The 17245-nt window shown below is 52.3% G+C and carries 18 protein-coding genes; 7 read left to right on the forward strand and 11 right to left on the reverse strand.

Annotated elements, in window-relative coordinates; translation table 11 throughout:
• Positions 1–160 precede the first annotated feature (160 nt).
• Positions 161–706 (reverse strand): lipid IV(A) palmitoyltransferase PagP, encoded by a 546-nt coding sequence (gene pagP / locus ABDW13_RS08310; protein WP_343552234.1) that lies wholly within the window; start codon positions 704–706, stop codon positions 161–163.
• A gap of 426 nt (positions 707–1132) precedes the next feature.
• Here pagP and ABDW13_RS08315 point away from each other — a divergent pair, with 426 nt between their 5' ends.
• The 3 genes from ABDW13_RS08315 (at position 1133) to ABDW13_RS08325 (ending at position 3129) form a co-directional block, all read left to right on the forward strand.
• A complete protein-coding gene (locus ABDW13_RS08315; protein WP_343552053.1) occupies positions 1133–1318 on the forward strand; it encodes a hypothetical protein in 186 nt (61 codons plus the stop codon).
• Positions 1319–1693: 375 nt separating this feature from the next.
• Positions 1694–1939, forward strand: coding sequence for a hypothetical protein (locus tag ABDW13_RS08320; protein WP_007890717.1), 246 nt, complete (start codon positions 1694–1696; stop codon positions 1937–1939).
• A 107-nt stretch (positions 1940–2046) separates the two neighbouring features.
• Positions 2047–3129, forward strand: coding sequence for a malate/lactate/ureidoglycolate dehydrogenase (locus ABDW13_RS08325; RefSeq protein ID WP_343552057.1), 1083 nt, complete (start codon positions 2047–2049; stop codon positions 3127–3129).
• 39 nt (positions 3130–3168) lie between these two features.
• Here the strand turns inward: ABDW13_RS08325 and gntT are convergent, their stop codons facing one another.
• Positions 3169–4485, reverse strand: a complete 1317-nt coding sequence (gene gntT / locus ABDW13_RS08330; protein ID WP_343552059.1) for a gluconate transporter — start codon at positions 4483–4485, stop codon at positions 3169–3171.
• Between the two features lie 272 nt (positions 4486–4757).
• Here gntT and ABDW13_RS08335 point away from each other — a divergent pair, with 272 nt between their 5' ends.
• Positions 4758–5921, forward strand: coding sequence for an iron-containing alcohol dehydrogenase (locus ABDW13_RS08335; RefSeq protein WP_343552235.1), 1164 nt, complete (start codon positions 4758–4760; stop codon positions 5919–5921).
• A gap of 34 nt (positions 5922–5955) precedes the next feature.
• Here the strand turns inward: ABDW13_RS08335 and ABDW13_RS08340 are convergent, their stop codons facing one another.
• The 3 genes from ABDW13_RS08340 to ABDW13_RS08350 form a co-directional block, all read right to left on the reverse strand.
• Complete coding sequence (locus tag ABDW13_RS08340; protein WP_343552060.1) at positions 5956–7884, reverse strand: methyl-accepting chemotaxis protein; 1929 nt, start codon at positions 7882–7884, stop codon at positions 5956–5958.
• A gap of 125 nt (positions 7885–8009) precedes the next feature.
• Entirely contained in the window at positions 8010–8837 is an 828-nt protein-coding gene (locus tag ABDW13_RS08345; protein ID WP_343552061.1) for a Cof-type HAD-IIB family hydrolase, read from the reverse strand.
• Between the two features lie 108 nt (positions 8838–8945).
• Positions 8946–9431 carry an RcnB family protein gene (locus ABDW13_RS08350; RefSeq protein WP_343552062.1) on the reverse strand — a complete coding sequence of 162 codons (486 nt, stop codon included), beginning with the start codon at positions 9429–9431 and terminating at the stop codon, positions 8946–8948.
• A gap of 775 nt (positions 9432–10206) precedes the next feature.
• Between ABDW13_RS08350 and ABDW13_RS08355 the strand changes: the two genes are divergently transcribed.
• Positions 10207–10719: a DUF523 domain-containing protein gene (locus tag ABDW13_RS08355; protein ID WP_343552063.1), complete on the forward strand. Its 513-nt coding sequence runs from the start codon at positions 10207–10209 to the stop codon at positions 10717–10719.
• On the opposite strand, the gene ABDW13_RS08360 is transcribed toward ABDW13_RS08355, so the two are convergent.
• Entirely contained in the window at positions 10671–10910 is a 240-nt protein-coding gene (locus ABDW13_RS08360; RefSeq protein ID WP_343552064.1) for a DUF1272 domain-containing protein, read from the reverse strand. The two genes, ABDW13_RS08355 and ABDW13_RS08360, sit on opposite strands and share 49 nt — an antisense overlap.
• A gap of 222 nt (positions 10911–11132) precedes the next feature.
• On the opposite strand from ABDW13_RS08360, the gene ABDW13_RS08365 reads away from it, so the two are divergent.
• Both ABDW13_RS08365 and ABDW13_RS08370 read left to right on the forward strand, forming a co-directional pair.
• Positions 11133–12263, forward strand: coding sequence for an AI-2E family transporter (locus ABDW13_RS08365; RefSeq protein WP_343552066.1), 1131 nt, complete (start codon positions 11133–11135; stop codon positions 12261–12263).
• A gap of 104 nt (positions 12264–12367) precedes the next feature.
• The gene (locus ABDW13_RS08370; protein ID WP_343552067.1) at positions 12368–13048 is read left to right on the forward strand and encodes an HAD family hydrolase; all 681 of its coding nucleotides are present in this window, start codon (positions 12368–12370) and stop codon (positions 13046–13048) included.
• 4 nt (positions 13049–13052) lie between these two features.
• Here ABDW13_RS08370 and ABDW13_RS08375 read toward each other — a convergent pair whose 3' ends face one another.
• From ABDW13_RS08375 to ABDW13_RS08395, 5 genes are all read right to left on the reverse strand, one after another.
• Entirely contained in the window at positions 13053–14291 is a 1239-nt protein-coding gene (locus tag ABDW13_RS08375; protein ID WP_343552068.1) for a VWA domain-containing protein, read from the reverse strand.
• 151 nt (positions 14292–14442) lie between these two features.
• Entirely contained in the window at positions 14443–15018 is a 576-nt protein-coding gene (locus ABDW13_RS08380) for a TerD family protein (RefSeq protein ID WP_343552069.1), read from the reverse strand.
• A gap of 60 nt (positions 15019–15078) precedes the next feature.
• Positions 15079–15657 (reverse strand): TerD family protein, encoded by a 579-nt coding sequence (locus ABDW13_RS08385; protein ID WP_343552071.1) that lies wholly within the window; start codon positions 15655–15657, stop codon positions 15079–15081.
• A 50-nt stretch (positions 15658–15707) separates the two neighbouring features.
• Positions 15708–16745: a TerC/Alx family metal homeostasis membrane protein gene (locus ABDW13_RS08390; protein WP_343552072.1), complete on the reverse strand. Its 1038-nt coding sequence runs from the start codon at positions 16743–16745 to the stop codon at positions 15708–15710.
• A 24-nt stretch (positions 16746–16769) separates the two neighbouring features.
• Positions 16770–17225, reverse strand: a complete 456-nt coding sequence (locus ABDW13_RS08395; RefSeq protein ID WP_343552073.1) for a tellurite resistance TerB family protein — start codon at positions 17223–17225, stop codon at positions 16770–16772.
• Positions 17226–17245: the final 20 nt, after the last annotated feature.

The raw sequence follows: 17245 nt of genomic DNA on the forward strand, positions 1-17245 counted from the left end.
TCTTAGACATCTATATTACCTTTACATGAAAAAAGGACACTAAACTGTGTCGACGTCTAGTACAGCAATTGCGGTGACATTTGTCCAGTGCGAATTGATGAAAAAGTGATAAATATTGATTTTTTGCGTGCTGATCACACTTTCTGCGCACGTTTAAATCTTAAAACTCAAATCTTAGCCAGGCAAAATAGACATTTCCGTTATTGTAAGTGCCCGGAATATAAGTCATTTGAAAAGTTGCCGGACCATATCCGATTGATGCTAAAGGTAAAACCAGCGGAACCGGGATATATTTCCAATTATCCCTCGCGGTGACACCCACGGTGTAGCCTGCACCCAAATGGAAATTTTGATCATCTAGAGGTCGCCAAGTGGCTTCCCAACCGTAACCGCCAATCGGTTCCCATTTGTTAAATGAGTCCTTGAACGCCATCACATACAAACCGTTCCAGTTCCCCTTCTCATCCCAACGTGACACACCTGCACCCGCGCCCCACGGACGTTCGTTGTACTTTTTGATGTGCTCATCGTCATAGGTCCAGCGGTTATGCCATGTTATCGCAGGGAGATAAAAATCGTAGCTTTGCGGTTGCGACCACGTCTGCGCGACGTTATCGCTGAAGGTATTCCAGCCAGATTTAATGGCTTGTGAGGTGGTTTCCGCTAATGCCGAAAATGAGACCGTTAAAGTCAAAAAGCAGCCGATTAAGGCTGCAGAAATATGCCGATTCACAACTAAATTTCCCGTCAAATCATTCTAAAAACTGCATAACCATCGATGCAGCATTTGCAAGTTTCTGAACTGCGAAATGTCTTACTTTTTTCACACATGAGCGTACTGGAAGTTGACATTAATCACTCCAGGTAAAGTCTGGGATTTTTGTAATCCAGCTCCTAATTGTACTTCAGGCAGGAAAGAGAGTCGAAACGGCTATTAAACCGATGAGGAATGTTATGTCATGCACAATAAGTGCAAACCTTGTGTGATGGTTACCCGAGACAACAATCGACTATTCATACACTTACCGCCGATCGTTCACATAAGAAATAATTCAATTAAATTTATCAATTGAACTCTTCCGATGATTAAGTTAATTCTCATAGCTCCAGGACGGAGAGGAAAGGAACGCAGGTGAAAATTCGTTGTAGCCGCTGCGGTAGCGGTAAATTTTTTTACACTTCCCCCAAGCGGGAAAAGGTCGATAACCCAGATCATCACGGCGCCTGTTGCGCGCATTGCCAAAAACCGATCGATTTGCGCGATCTCATTCCTCGATTCGTGGCCTTTTCCGAGAAAGAAAAATCCTATGCAGAATAATCAATGAAGGCACCCGCAGGTGCCTTTTCATATCAGAAAATCAGCTTAAACACGCCTGTTATCGTAAGTAATCCGACGATGAAGATAATGGCGATGATCCACAGAATTATTTTCATTGTTCGCTCCTTCATGTATGAAAAATAACGTATCTGCAAATCAGTATAGATGATCATTCTGCTTTCGCTGCGCGCTGCGAAGCTGTTCACGTCCATTTGATGACGCCGTGTTTAGTCACATTGAATTTCTGCGAGACCGGTCGCAGCGATCAATTTCCCTCGTCTTGTTCGCGCATTTTTCCATCGCCCAGAGTCTAAACTTACAGCGCCTAAAGCAGGCCTCAATTGTTATCAATGCCTACGTAACAAGGAGAATTTTATGAGCACGATTAATACCAGCATGGGGCGTTACAGCCTCAAGGCAAAGGATTACGGCAACCACATCAGCGGTAGCATTGCGATTAACGATGAAGGTGGCACGCAACTCACCATGCAGGAGTTTGAAGAGCATTACCTTGACGATGTCGTCAACAATGTCATTTATCCGATCACGGGTGGGAACCGTGAAATTACCCGCGCACTGCGCGATCAGATGGTTAAAGCGGGTTTTGAACAACCGCACTGAGTTTTTGGGCCACTGTTTGTGGCCCTTTCCTTGCCAAATACTTACTTGCCGTTATTACTGTTTTAGTCGCAGGATGCGTTATTGATCATGATAAGGAGATTGACCGCGTGAGTATCTTGCATCGCATTCCCCCTTCCCACCTTCATCAATTTGTTCAGGCTATCTGGTTACATGCGGGCAGCCGCATCGAAGAGGCAAAATTGGTTGCCGATCATTTGGTGGCCGCTAACCTCGCCGGCCATGACTCGCACGGCGTTGGCATGATTCCCAGCTATATGAAATCGCTTTCGGCCGGTTTTTTGCAGTTGAATCAACACACCACGCTGGAGAAAGATGCCGGTGCGGTGCTGACGTTGCATGGCCATAACGGCTTTGGTCAGGTTGCCGCTTTTGAGGCGATGCAGCTAGGCATAGAGCGTGCCGCTAAGCTGGGCATCGCGGCGGTGGGTTTACACCATTCACATCACATCGGACGCATTGGACATTGGGCAGAACAGTGTGCAGCGGCCGGTTTTGTCTCGTTCCATTTCGTTAACGTGATGGGCGATCCGATGGTCGCGCCATTCAACGGCAGCGATCGTCGCTTCGGTACCAATCCGTTTTGCGCCGTATTCCCGCGCAAGGATGGCAAACCTTTGCTGCTCGATTTTGCCACCAGCGGCATCGCATTTGGCAAAACGCGCGTGGCATGGAATAAAGGTCAGGAAGTGGCTCCCGGCTATCTCATCGATCACCAAGGCAAGCCAACGACTGAACCTGGCGTGATGCATCAAGCACCGTATGGTTCGTTGATGCCGTTTGGCTTGCACAAAGGGTACGCGCTGGCGACGATGTGTGAAATTCTCGGCGGCGCGCTGTCCGGTGGACGCACCACGCATGATGAAACGTTAGTCACCTGCCACGACGCGATTTTCAACTGCATGACCACCATCATCGTCAATCCTGATGCTTTTGATGCACCGGCGATGCAGGAAGAAGCTGAATCCTTCCTTGATTGGGTGAAACAGTCGCCGCAAAGCGGTGATGCGCCGATTCAGGTGCCAGGCGAGTGGGAAGAACAGAATCGCGTGGAGCGCAATCGCGAGGGAATTCCGCTGGATAGCAACAGCTGGCAGCAAATCTGCGCGGCGGCATTGCAAGCGGGAATGCCAGAAGAGGAACTTGCGGCCTTTCGTGCGTTAACACAGTAAGGCGTTGATGGCTGAGGCGCGTTGCCTCAGCCATCAAACTTACACTACGTTAGCCAGCAGCAAGCAACCGACCAAACCGCACACTGAAATGATGGTTTCCAGCGCGGACCATGAGCGGAAGGTTTCGCCAATGGTCAGGTTGAAATACTCCTTGAACAGCCAGAAGCCGGGATCGTTAACGTGCGAGAAAATCACGCTACCGGAACCGACCGCAATCACCATTAATTCTGGGCTGGCTCCGCTGGTAATGATCAATGGCGCAACAATCCCGCCCGCCGTAATCGCCGCCACGGTCGCGGAACCCAGCGCGATACGCAGTACCGCCGCAATCGACCACGCCATAAAGATCGGTGACAGGTTGGTAGCGTGCATCATGTTGGCGATGTATTTATCCACGCCGCTGTCCACCAGCACTTGCTTAAACGCCCCGCCGCCGCCAATCACTAACAGCATCATGGCAATAATCTTGATGGAATCGGTAATCGTGCCCATCACTTCGTCCATGCTGCGTCCACGATTGAGGCCGAAGGTGAAGATAGCAATCAGCACCGCAATCAAGGTTGCCATGATCGGATCGCCAAAGAATTCGGCATACGGCAGCAACGCGTGACCTTTCGGCAATAGCATTTCAGCCACCGCGCGCAGCGCCATTAATACTACCGGCACCAACGATGTCCAGACGCTGACAGCAAAGCCCGGCATTTCTGCTTCGGTAAAGGTTTTCGGGTTCCACAATCCTTCTGGGATCGGCTTATCAATGCCTTTCAGGAAACGTGCATAAACCGGACCCGCCAGAATCACCGTTGGAATACCTAACAGCGTGCCGTACAGCAGCGTTTTGCCCATATCGGCATTAAACAAGGTGGCGATGGCAGTTGGACCTGGATGCGGCGGCAGAAAACCGTGTGTCACCGAAAGCGCAGCGGCCATGGGTACACCGACATAGAGCAGCGGCACGCGCGCAGAGGCGGCGATGCTGAACACTAACGGCAACATCAGCACAAAGCCGACTTCATAGAACAGCGCGAAGCCAACCGTGAATCCGGTCAGCACCAGCGCCCACTGAATGTGTTTCTGACCAAATTTGGCGATCAAGGTCGTGGCGATACGTTGCGCGCCACCACAATCTGCCAGCAGTTTACCCAACATCGCGCCAAAGCCCATGATCAGCGCCAGGCTGCCCAAGGTGCCGCCGACACCGGTTTTAATCGAGACGATGACTTTATTGACCGGCATGCCCTGCATCATGCCAACTGCCAGCGCCACCAGAATCAGCGCAATAAATCCGTTTAACTTGAAACGAATCATCAGCAACAGCAGTAACGCTACGCCAATCGCCACATAGAGTAATGGCATAATTTTTCTCCACTTTTGCGCACGGCAAGCTGCCGGCAGCGGTTTATTTTGGTTATCCCAGAGGACGTAAGTTTCAGCAGCGAGCACAGCGAGAAATTATCCCGCCACGCAATGTTACGGGTATCATGTTAAGGGTAACATTGCTGGCAAAGCATCAGTCGCGGCGGCGGAATTTCTGTTTTGCGAAGGTGATCAACTTTTTGCCTTAGGGTTATCAGAATGTTTGCCGCTGGAATGTCACGGCTTTTGATTACACTAGGTTCTTTACGCTAATCAAAAAGGACATACAGGTGAGTGAGAATCTGATCGAGTTGTACAGTAATCAACAAACCCTGTTTGGTCGCGGCAGCATCGACCAGTTAATTCCTCTGCTCTCAGCCAATCCGCAACCCACATTGCTGTTTTGCGGCCGCTCATTTCTGAATGGCCCCGCCTGGGCGCGTTTGGGCGCGGCGCTGAACGACCAGATCCTCGGTTACGAAATCGTCAGTCATGAAGCGTCACCGGGTGAGATTGATGAATGGGTGCGGCGCTGGCGCGGCCACGTTGATCGCGTAGTGGCGATTGGCGGCGGCAGCGTGTTGGATGCCGCCAAAGCTTTCAGCGCCATGATGCAACATCCGCTGAACACCGCGCGCTATCTGGAAAAAGTTGGCGATACGCCGGTGCAAGCCATCACCTTACCGCTGATCGCGATTCCTACCACTGCGGGTACTGGCAGCGAAGCCACGCAAAACGCGGTAGTGACCGATCAGCAACACATTCAGGTCAAAGCCTCGCTGCGTCATCCGGTGTTTGTGCCGCAGGTGGCGATTCTGGATGCCGACTTGCTCAAAGGCGCGCCGGACAGCGTGCTAGCCACCTGCGCAATTGATGCTTTCACCCATTTATTTGAGGCGTATCTGTCGCGTAAGGGTAATCTGTTTACCCAGCAAACCGCGCTCAACGGTCTGCGACTGTTCTTTAAAGCGTGGCCCGATCTCAATCGTGATGATGAGCGTGGCGATGCCGCGCGCGAAGCGATGATGATGGCATCCTGGCTAGGCGGCGTGTGCTTGAGCAGCGCCGGTTTAGGCGTAATCCATGGCATAGCCGGTGAATTGGGCGCCATCAAGCCGTTCCATCACGGCGAAGTATGTGGTCGTTTGCTGTTCCCGTTCCTCGATGTATTAGCAGAAACCGAACATGTTGAGCAGCAACGTTTGATGGCGCAGCTCGGTCAACAACTGCTGCCAGACGATCCCGCCCCGCCTGCTTTGGCGTTAAAAACCTGGATTCAGCACCATGCGATTACTCCTTTCTGGATCGACGGACCGACGCTTGCGGCAACGGAAGTGGATTGGATTGTGGCGCGCGCCAACAGCAAAAACGGTTGGGTCAGTTACGATGCCCCGACGTTGACGGAGATGATCGCCGCCGCCTGGCGCATCGTTTAAATCATTCGGGCAGCGCTGTGGCTGCCCGACTCGTTTACTGCTCGGCCACTTTAAACATGGCAATTTCTTGCGCCAATTGCGCTGCTTCATCACGCAACGCTTGGGTGTTTTCAGCGGTTTGCGTCACCAGCATCAAGTTCTGCTGAATACTCCGCTCCATCTGCGAAACCGCCAGCGTCACTTCCGCGATGCCTTTGCTCTGCTCATCGCCCGCCACGCGCATTTCGCTGACCACTTGCTTCACTTTGTGCACGTCGCCAACCAACTGCGTCAGTTGTTGGCCAGCGCCCTCCACCAGCTTGCTGCCAGCCAAAACGTTGCTGTCGGAATCGGCAATCAACGCCTTGATTTCCTGCGCCGCTGTGGCACTGCGCTGTGCCAGTGCGCGAACTTCAGAGGCCACCACAGCAAAGCCGCGCCCTTGTTCCCCGGCCCGCGCGGCTTCAACCGCAGCATTCAACGCAAGGATATTGGTTTGGAACGCGATGCTGTCGATTACGGTCAAAATCTCTGCCACACGTCGCGATGAGGACTGAATCGCGCCCATGGTGCTGACCACTTCGCTCATCACTTCACTGCTGCTGCGTGCGATTTGTGCGGTTTGCTCAGCGGCGGCATCGGCCAAGCGCGTGTTTTCGGCGTTTTGTTGCACGGTAGCGTTGAGCTGCTCCATCGCCGCTGCGCTCTGCTCAAGCGCCGCCGCCTGTTCGGCAATTTTCTCCGACAGCGCGCTGTTGCTGTGGGCTAAGCCGGATGCGTTCGCCGCCACGGTTTCGCCGCTGCCCTGCACCCGCGTAATCACGCCTGCGATCTTGTCGACAAAGCTGTTAAATGCGCCGGCAATATCTGCCAATTCATCCCGCCCGCTTTTGGTCAGACGACGTGTCAAATCGCCGTCGCCGTTGGCGATCTCATCCAACGCAGCGTGAGTCGCTTTCAGGCGCTGCCCAATACGTTGCGTGAATGCCCAGGTCAGGAACAGCAAAACGATCATCGCTGGAATTAAGAAGGTGAAGATATCGCGCATCATGGTGCGAGCCAGGCCGCTAACGGCACTTTCCGGCGTCACTAAACCAATCACCCAACCGGTGCCGGGCATGCGGAACAGCGAAACTTGCGCGTGAGTGTGCAAATAGTCATCGTTAAAATCAGACAACTGCAACACCTTGCCATCGTCTTTTAATTCAGCGATGCGCGCAGCAAGGGGAGCCAACCACGGGGATTTTTCCGCCAGCTTATTTAAACTGCTCAATGATTTGAGATCTTGCCCGGGGTAATACAGCAAATTGCCAGCCCCATCGAGCGCGAAAGCATAGCCGCCGGTCACCTGCCCTTTTTGCTGCATAAATCCGGCGAGGTTATCCAGTTGCACATCCAGCGTAGCAACGCCGGCAAAGCGATCGCCCGCCACGTACGGCACGCTACAGGTCACCATATTCACAGCAGAAACCGGATCCTGATAAACCTCTGACCAACCGCAGCGATCGCGTGGCGCATTACGCACCGCGCTATACCAGCTTTCTTGCTGATAGCCGTTGCCCGCTGGCAGATTGTAATCATCAGAGTAGGCCAACGCGCCGTTCGCTTGTCGCGCCCAAAAGAAACTGCGGCGCTGCACACCAGCCGTAAACGCATCGGGTTCCGGCCATACGCCGCCACCCGCAATGGTTTTATTGCCGCTGCTGTTGATGATTTGCGGGAAACTTTGCTGCCACAGCGTGGCATCGTGCGGTAGCACTTCGGCGAGGCGCGCCATGCTAACGGCTTCGCCTTCAATGCGGATTAATTGCTGATTGAGCTGACTGACTAAATTACTGCCAGCTTGCTCGATCAGTTTATGGCTGGCTTCGATGACGCGTGGCTGACCACGCAACATCAGCACCGAGAACACCACGGCGGTGGTAACACACAGTAATAACAGGCCGCCCAAAGTCATTCGGGCAGCCAAACGGGTTGGCAACATAATTTATCCTTACTAACCGACTGCATTAACGATTGAGATAAGAAGTGCCGCTCAGCGGCGAATTGTGCGTTCCGTCACAATCGAATATCGGCAAAGCTAAGAATAAATTGAGTTTTAGATGACGATTAGATGACAAACGGCGGTTTGCCCGCCAGCATCTGCTCAATCACCTGCAACACGCCCTCTTCATTGTTGCTGGGCGCTTCGAAGCGTGCCGCGTCTTTCACCTTCTGCGGTGCGTTCGCCATGGCAAAGCTGAAGCCCGATTGTTGCAACATCTCCAGATCGTTGCCACCATCGCCAAACACCAGAATCTCGCTGCGTTCAATGCCCCAGCGCTTGCCGAGCAGATCCAAGCCGTGGCCTTTATGATTGCCAGGCACGATTAAATCGACCGAACCGTGCCCGCTGGAGGTCGCCGCTGCTGCACCATGATGCAGACGCTCAATGTCTGCCATCAGCGGTTCAACATAATCATCAGAAAGATTCAGCGCGAACTTGAACAGCTTATCGTCGCCCACATCTTCCAGGCGGCGAATCGGTTTGAGGCGATGGCAGTAGTGACGCATCTTCACCAGCCACTCTTCATCGATGCCCTCGAAGTAGTAAGCGCTGTCGCGCCCGCAGAGGATATAGCGCAGTTCGGGATAATTGCCGTTATGCAGCGTATCCAGCACCGCATCAATGTCCTGCCGCGAGAACGAACCACAGAACAACTCTTCGTCACAATCGATGATCCACGCGCCGTTTTCCGCCACAAAGGCGATTTCGCTGGCGATGTCGGGGAAGAAGGATTTGAGTTGGTAGTATTGGTTGCCGCTGGCTACCACAAATTTGATGCCACGCTGCTTCATTTCCTGATAGCAAGCGGCAAAACGCGGGCGATTGAACTGTTTATTGTCGTCGAGAAAGGTGCCGTCCTTATCCACCGCCACCATTTTTACCACGGTCATCATCACTCCTTAACGTCTCAAAAGGAAAAACGGGTCGTATAGAGAATAACCTGGTGAGCGGATAAAGCGGAGAGAAACACGGATGGCCGTCGCCATCCGTCGGGGAAATTAGTTGAAAGCGCCGTTAAGCAGAATGGCAGTGATGATGCCCGTTGCAGCCGCCACCAGCACATAATTACCGTCGATATAGGCCCAATGTTCGCCACGCGGTGGTTCATACAAACCACGGCCGCGCCAATCATCTACACGATAATGTGGGCCACGGAATTCCGGCGGTGCGGGATAGCCGCGACGGAAATCATGACCGCCCCAGGCAAAGCGATCGCCGCCATGATGTCCTTCCGGCATACGATGGTCAGCATAATGGTCGTGACGATCAGGACCTGGACCGCGGTCGTGATTGTAGCCATGATCCGGACCACGATCCGGTCCATGGTCGCCGCCATGATCAGGGCCACGGCCATGATCCTGATGCTGGTCGCCGCCGTGCTGCTGCCAGCGCTGATCGCCATGATCATCGGCGCGCGCTACGTTAGAAATCAGTGTGCTGCATGCAATAAGTGACGCAATAAGACTTAATGTTGTTTTTTTCATGATGTTGCCTCCAATGATAACGGCGGTTGCTGTGCCGTTGAGCATCACTATCAATTAATTGTCGGCAGAAAAGCATTTCCAAAACTCTTAAAAATCGGAAACTTACAGGAAATTACCCCAAATTATCACTTTCTTAACGATTGTGAATTCTCTGACATAACTTGGTCCGAATTTAAGCACGAGGAAATAGATGAATACAGGAGACGGAAAATTAAAGAAAAACCCGATCACAAGGATCGGGAGGATAATTCAATTTCCATAAATTGCATAAGCGGGTAAACCCTACAAGAGTGAGGGTAAAACTGAAGCACACAACGCCACATCACTAGCATTGCCGGTAAACAATACCATTTAAAATTGAAAAATGCTTTCTAAAAGCACTGTCTTTCGGAAAAATACGCAAAAACAAATTAGCTTTGCAAATAATATTTTGCGCAACGGATTTCAACCACAAATAAGGTCCGTGCTCTGACCAGCGCTTAATGTTGTTTAAAAAACATTAATTTATCATCAATCAAAAATGACATAAAAATCATCACAAACAAATCAAACCCTTTAAAATCAAATTATTAAAAACAAACCTTGCATCAAGCCCCCGTATTGCGACTCAAACTTCAGCATTATTTATCATTTTATACATCGTTTATTAGTCGAAATCGGTTAGTGTGCGTATTAATACAATACAGTGATTAATATCACGCTCAATATTACAGTTGTTGCGCAACATATAAATAGCACAAGAAGCCGCAACCGAATATTTAAGGAGTCAGGATAGATGGAGAGAATATTAGTCAGTGCCTGTCTGATGGGATATGCCGTGCGATATAACGGCAGCGATAAAGCCCTTATCTCCAATACGCTTGCACGCTGGAGAGAGGAACAACGTTTGCTTATTCACTGTCCGGAAATGGCTGCCGGTTTGCACACGCCGCGCTTGCCTGCCGAAATCGATGGCGGCAATGCAGAACAAGTATTAGCCGGTACCGCGCGCATCCTCGAATCTGACGGCAAGGATGTCACGCAACACTACGTTCTGGCGGCCTGGTTGGCACTGCGTGCGGCACAAGAATCTGACTGTAGATTTGCCCTGCTCACCGATGGCAGCCCAACCTGCGGCAGCCAACACATTTATGACGGCAGCTTCAGCGGCCAACAGTTACCCGGACAAGGCGTGGCCGCAGCCTTGTTGCGCCAGCATGGCATTGAAGTGTTTGCTGAATCTCAATTAGCCGAACTGGTTCAGCGCGTAGCCGCTGCAGAAAAATGTCGGGTGGTTGATGCCGGATGACGCGCTAACGCCGCTGCCGGACGAATCGGACGCCGCACCAGCTCACCGCTACAATTCGGGCAACACTGCGCCAACACGCCTTCGGCACAACTGACGCAGAAGGTGCATTCAAATGAGCAGATACGCGCGTCGGATGATTCCGGTGGCAGATCTTTATCACAGCATTCGCAGTTAGGACGTAATTCCAGCATGTCGATCTCCGGTTAAATTCAGCCACCATCATCACCGCATGCACGCGCTTCTACCAAGACATCAAGCGGACAAATCGGGACATGATGTTTTATCGGTTCGCCGATTAGGATGACCGATTCGCGCCCAACGAGCCACGTTTTAAGCGATCTCACCTAAAAACATTACATTCTCCGCCAGGCGTTCTATAGTTCAGTCGCCCTATCGACAAACGAGACACTGTAATGCGTATTAAAGGACTTAATTTCGGCTTCTTTATCGTTATTTTGGCGATCGTCACGGTCGCATTTTTTGATGTGCTGACACCGTATTTTTCCGCCATTTTCTGGGCCGCGATTCTGGCGGTGATCTTCCATCCACTGAAATCTTTGTTACGCCGTAAAATGGGCGATCGCAACGGTTTGGCGTCATTCGCTACCTTGCTGATTATCTGCCTGATTGTGTTCACACCGCTGGCGCTAATCACCTCTTCGATGGTGGTGGAAGTCAACACCGTGTACACCAAACTGCAAAGCAACTCGGCGCAGTTTCCCGCGGTATTTGCTGATCTATTGCAGCATTTGCCGTCATGGGCACAGCAATATCTGGCGGACAATCACCTCAATAATGCGCAAGAGATTCAGCAAAAACTGTCCGGCTTCGCGCTAAAAGGCGGCCAATATTTGGCGGGCAGCGCGTTCTTGATCGGCAAAGGTACCTTCACCTTCACGGTGGGCTTTGGCGTGATGCTGTATCTGCTGTTCTTCCTGCTGAAAGACGGCGCATGGCTGGTGAATTTGATGCTGGAAGCGCTGCCGCTTTCGACTTACGTGAAACATCACCTGATGATGAAATTCGCGGCGGTATCGCGCGCCACGGTGAAAGGCACGGTGGTGGTTGCGGTGGTGCAAGGGATTCTTGGCGGTATCGCCTTCTGGATCACTGGCATCGACGGCAGCTTGTTGTGGGGCACCTTGATGGCGTTCCTGTCGCTGATTCCAGCGGTTGGCTCGGCGATTGTTTGGGTACCGGCAACCATCTTCTTCTTCGCCACCAGCGCTATCTGGAAGGCGCTGTTCCTGATTGGCTTCTTCGTGGTGGTGGTTGGCCTGGTGGATAACATCCTGCGCCCGCTGCTGGTCGGCAAAGACACCAAAATGCCTGATTACCTGATTCTGATCTCGACACTTGGCGGCATGGAAGTGTACGGCATCAATGGTTTCGTGATTGGCCCGCTGATCGCCGCGCTGTTTATTGCCTGCTGGAATCTACTTTCCGGCCGCGATAACCAAGAGAACGCCGAAGAGATCGACGAAGAGTTTATCGAAGAAGGCAAAACGCGTGAGGAAGAGGGAAAATCCGCGAATAACGTTTAAGCGCATTAAGGCACGCCATGGAAGGCGCCTGTGCGATGAACCCGCGCGTGGAATTTGCTATCATCGCTGCATTGATTACCGCTTGCATTGAGACGAGACACAACATGTCCATGGATTCATCCCTAGCGCGTGCAGATCAGGTGCTGTCAGTGTTTGATTTTGACGGCACGCTGACCATTCACGACAGCTTCATCCCATTCCTGCGCTTTAGCTTTGGCAAACGCGTCTTCGCACGCAAAATCGCCCGTTTGGCGCTGCCAACGCTGCGCTGCATGCGCAAAAAGCTGACGCGCGATGAGTTGAAAGAAGTGCTGATTCATACCTTCTTAACCGGCGTTGAAGAAAAATGGCTGCGTCAGCAAGCGCAGCTGTTTTGCGCCGCCAACTGGAATAAGTTGATGCGTCCGGCGGGATTGTTGGCGGTTGCCGCTGAAGTCAATTCCAGCGCAGAAGTGACCATCTGTTCGGCTTCTCCGGCGATGGTGTTAGAGCCGTTTGCCGAACGTTTGGGCATCAAGCTGATCGGTACACAACTGGAAGTGGTTGATGGCGTTCTTACCGGTAAAATCACCGGACATAACTGCCGCTGCGGACAAAAAGTCCAGCGCCTCGAAAGCGTCTACGGCCCGCTGCACAATTACCATCTTCGCGCCTGGGGCGATACGCGCGGCGACTTTGAACTGCTCGCCGCCGCGCAAGATCCGCACTGGCGTCACTTCCATCCAACGTGGAAGAAACGCCGCGTGCCGATGGAAAAACTGCGCATGCTGCGTCTGGATCCCTAGTCGATTAATAGATGCGGTCAGCTTTGGCCGCATCCAGCCACGGTTTAAACTCTTCTAACAGTAAATCGAACAAGCGGTCTTCCGCCAAACTGGCAAAGTTATCGATGGCAAAGAAATGCGTGTTATCGATGCGGCGATCCAAGAAGTCATCCAACTCCTGCAAAATGCCGTAATTATTGCCGCCGAGACCAACAAATTTCCAGAAGATCGGATAGTTCGCCGAGCGGCGAATCGCGTCTTTAATAGCGCGGGTTTTGCTGATGCCACCATCGGTGATAAACACCACGTAAACAGGCAAATCGCTGTGGCGGAAAGTATCAATCAACTCTTCCATCACCGGCGGTTCATTGTTAGTGCCGCCCAATTTGGGCAGGATTTCCCACGCAGATTTCTTTTCACCGCGCTGAATGTTAGTGATGTAACCATCGAGATTATCCAGCGTCACATCGGCATATTTGGCGTGCTGCTGGGCAAAGCCCCAGACATCCATTGAACCATCATCGTCAAACTGCACCGCCAGCACCGCAATGCGATCTAACACCGCCTGCACGTTGCCTTTACTGAACTGGTTTTTCATCGAACCCGATGCATCCAGCACAAACGCCACTTTGGCTTTTACGCCTTGCGGCTGATATTTGCTCAAGCTGACGCTGGCGTTTTTCGCCAAACTCACCAATCTTGGCGCTTTCTGCTCGAGCTTTTTCTCCAGACTTACCACGCTGGGCGCCGCAATCGGCGCTGGCTGCGCCACATCGACACCAAAATTGCGCGCCAATGGTTCCAGACCTCCGTTGAATCCCTGCCCTAACGCGCGCAACTTCCAGCCGCCATTGTGGCGATAGACTTCGGCGAGAATCAGCGCCTTCTCGCTGCGTCCGTGTGTTTCAGGATTGAATTGCGCGATATTGTCTGCACTGAAATGGATGCTGTTCAACGCGGCGAGCGTTGCATCACCATCGATTACCATGGTGATGGCAATTTTGCTCACGCTGGCGGCGATCTTTGTCAGATCCAGTGAAACCGTGCTGGCGTGCGGGGTGCATTGCAAAACCACGCTGCGATTGGCCGTCGCAGGTTGATTGAAGAAGATAAAGTCCTCGTCCCCGCTAACTTTCCCTGTGGCATGGAGCAGAAAAACGCTGGTATCAATTTCACCTTTGAACGCTGACGACACCTCATAGTTGAGTCGCAACGTTAACGCGCTGCCGTTCAGCGCCATATTCTGCCCCGGTTGTAACATCATCTTTTCAACCTCCTGTTATTGATGTGTAACTGAAATCCACGCCAAATCTCGTAGGGTCGCCATTTATGGTGACCGATTAACGCTTAACTGCCGGAAAATGCGCAATAAAAAGCCCCGGACATGCCGAGGCTCAGATAACGTATTGGCTAAATCACACGCTCACGCCATGCTGTGAAGCCAGCGCGGCCAGGCCGCCGGCGAAGCCCTGACCAACGGCTTTAAATTTCCATTCGCTGCCGTTGCGATACAGTTCACCGAACACCATCGCGGTTTCGGTGGAGGCATCTTCAGACAGATCGAAACGCGCGATCTCTGCGCCGTTGTCATTGTTGAAGATACGCATGAAGCTGTTGCTGACCATGCCGAAGTTCTGCTTACGTGCTTCCGCATCGTAAATCGTCACCGCGAACACCAGCTTCTTCACTTCGGCTGGCACTTTCGACAAGGTCACTTTGACCTGCTCGTCATCGCCTTCGCCCGCGCCAGTGCGGTTATCGCCCTGATGCTCAACTGAACCGCAGCTGCTGTTTTTGTTATTGAAGAAGATAAAGCTGCTGTCGCTCAGCACTTTACCGTCGTCACCCACCATAAAGACCGAAGCGTCGAGGTCGAAATCCTGACCGTCAGTGACGCGTGCATCCCAACCTAAACCCGCCATGGCTACGTTCATGGTCGGTGCTTCTTTCGTCAGGGAAACGTTACCGCCTTTTACCAGAGAAACTGCCATTGTAAAGCTCCTGCTGTGTATTGAGGGATGCGGGCAGCGCACGGCTGCCCGTTAAAGCCATTACGATGCGTTGATGCCGTACTGCGCACAAACAGACGCCAAACCGCCAGCGTAGCCTTGGCCTACCGCGCGGAATTTCCACTCGGCGCCGTTGCGATACAGCTCACCGAACAGCATTGCGGTTTCGGTTGAAGCATCTTCAGTCAGATCGTAACGCGCGACTTCGCTGCGGTTGTCGTCGTTAACCAGACGAATGAAGGCACCAGAAACCTGGCCGAAGCTTTGACGACGGGTCTGCGCATCGTGGATGGTGACCACGAAGACGATCTTGTCGACGTCAGCTGGAATCATATCCAGTTTGATTTTCAGTGACTCATCATCACCGTCGCCTTCGCCGGTACGATTATCACCGGTGTGCGTCACGGAACCGTCAGAAGAAACCAGGTTGTTGTAGAAAATGAAGTCAGCGTCGCCGCGCACTTTGCCGCTGGCAGAGAGCAAGAAAGCTGACGCATCAAGGTCAAAGTCCTGACCATCGGTGGAACGTGCATCCCAGCCAAGGCCAACGAGGACGTTTTTCATGGTTGGTGCCGCTTTGCTCAGCGAAACGTTACCGCCTTTTGATAGAGAAACGCTCATTGTAATTACCTCTTGGTTAATGATTTTTCAGGTTCAACACAGGAAGAAGATCAGTTCTCTTCTTTTTCCTCGGGCTTGCCGGGGAACATCACGCTCAACACAATACCGACCGCCAACACACCCAAGACCACAAACAGGCTGGTGCTAGCAGAGATGCTGTAACCGTGATGCCAGATATGGTCGGACGCGTTCAGACCCAGTTTCAGCGCGATGAAGAACAGCAGCACAATCACCGCTTTCTCCAGGTGCACCAGATACTGTTTCAACGCTTCCAGCACGAAGTACAGGGTACGCAGGCCGAGGATGGCGAACATCATGGCGCTATAGACGATCAGCGGTTCACGGCTCACAGCAATAATCGCTGGAACGGAATCGAAGGCGAACATCACGTCAGAAAGCTCAACCACTGCCACACACAGCATCAACGGCGTGGCGTACAGCGCGGCTTTCTTGCCACGGCCAATGGTCACGTCTTTGTTTTCAGGCTTTTGCAGCTCAGCATCGACTTCTTTCTGGTTCAGCAGGAACGCGTTGCCGCGCATTTTTGGCCAGATCGGGAAGAATTTTTTCACCATGCGATAAGCCAGATGCTGCGAGTAATCTTCGATTTCGTCGCTGTCATCACCGCTTTTCAGCATCATCACCGCCGTCCACGCCACGATTAGCGCAAACACGATTTCGACGTACGGACCCAGGCTCAGCAAGCCCGTACCGATGGCCACGAAGATGCCGCGGAACACGATGGCGCCGATGATGCCCCAATAGAGCACGCGATGGCGGTAGCGATCCGGCACAGCAAACCACGAGAAGATCGCCATCATCACGAACAGGTTATCGACGGAGAGCACTTTCTCCAGCGCGTAACCGGTGACGAACAGGCTGGCAACTTCAGCGCCGTGGTGAATATAGAGGAAGCCAGCGAAACCCATCGCCACCGCAACCCAAAACACCGACCACAACGCCGCGCTTTTCAGCGAAATCGGCTTATCGCCGCGGTGCATAAACAGGTCGATAAAAATAGCGCCCACTGACAGCGCGATAAACACCGCGACCGTTTCAGCCGGGAAGCCAATATGCGTAGAAACCATGATTAACCCTTAAAGGACAAAAAATTACAGCCCAAACTCTGCTGGTTCGAAGCCCAAAGCCAACGCGATTTCACGCACCGCTTTCTGCTCGTCAGCATCAAAATCGCCGTCGCTTTTACCGACAGCAATACCGACACGGATCGCCAACTGCGCGGCTTCCGGTTGATCTTTTAACGCCATGATGTACTTCATGGTTTCGCCCTTGCCGATTTCCAAATCGAAATCGAAGCTGGTCACCAGTTTGTTGAAGAAATCGATCACTTCGTTGGTATCGAACACTTTCAGCTCATCGGAGGCACGCAGAAAACCGATCATCTTCTGCTTCTCTTCCGCACTCACGCTGCCGTCAGCAACGGCGATGCGCGCGCACACCGCCACAGTACCTTGCATAAACTTTTTATTTTTGAAGCGGCTAACCTGTTTGGTTAACTCGTCGCGGCCAGAATTAAATGCGCCTTTAACCTTGTTGAAGAAACTCATAGTAAACCCTCTGCCTGTAA

It is taken from the genome of Pantoea sp., assembly GCF_039594315.1.
In the GTDB taxonomy this organism is placed as follows: Bacteria; Pseudomonadota; Gammaproteobacteria; order Enterobacterales; family Enterobacteriaceae; genus Pantoea.